This is a genomic window from Yoonia sp. SDW83-1, from assembly GCF_046762885.1.
Taxonomy (GTDB): Bacteria; Pseudomonadota; Alphaproteobacteria; order Rhodobacterales; family Rhodobacteraceae; genus Yoonia.
The window spans coordinates 1-731 of sequence record NZ_JBKQXO010000051.1 but is presented as its reverse complement, the minus strand read 5'-3'; the positions used below and the strand labels follow the sequence as shown (position 1 = coordinate 731).

The 731-nt window shown below is 59.8% G+C and carries 1 protein-coding gene; it reads right to left on the bottom strand.

All coding sequences use genetic code 11. The features are described from left to right. On the bottom strand, positions 1-731 hold a 731-nt coding region (locus tag ACFWW4_RS22690; RefSeq protein WP_411892910.1), incomplete at both ends, for an elongation factor Tu.

Sequence of the window (731 nt, the reverse complement as noted above, 5' to 3'; positions counted from 1 at the left end):
CCCACGATCTCGATCTCGTCGCCGACATTGATCACGCCACGCTCGACACGACCGGTCACAACTGTACCACGGCCGGAGATCGAGAACACGTCCTCGATCGGCATCAGGAACGGCAGGTCAACCGCACGCGCCGGGGTCGGGATGTAGGTGTCGACCGCTTCCATCAGCGCCTTGATCGAGTTCTCGCCGATCTCTTCATCACGGCCTTCCATCGCGGCCAGAGCCGAGCCTTTGATGATCGGAATGTCGTCGCCGGGGTATTCGTAGGAGGACAGAAGCTCGCGGATTTCCATTTCCACCAGTTCCAGCAGTTCCTCATCGTCGACCTGATCGACCTTGTTCATGTAGACGACCATGTAGGGAATGCCCACCTGGCGACCCAGCAGGATGTGCTCGCGCGTTTGTGGCATCGGGCCGTCAGCGGCGTTCACAACCAGGATCGCGCCGTCCATCTGGGCAGCACCGGTGATCATGTTCTTGACGTAGTCGGCGTGGCCGGGGCAGTCCACATGGGCGTAGTGACGCGCTTCGGTCTCGTATTCCACGTGAGCGGTCGAGATCGTGATGCCGCGGGCCTTTTCCTCGGGCGCGCCGTCGATCTGGTCATATGCCTGGAAATCACCGAAATACTTCGTGATCGCCGCCGTCAGCGTCGTCTTGCCGTGGTCAACGTGACCAATCGTGCCAATGTTCACGTGCGGCTTATTCCGTTCAAACTTTGCCTTTGCCAT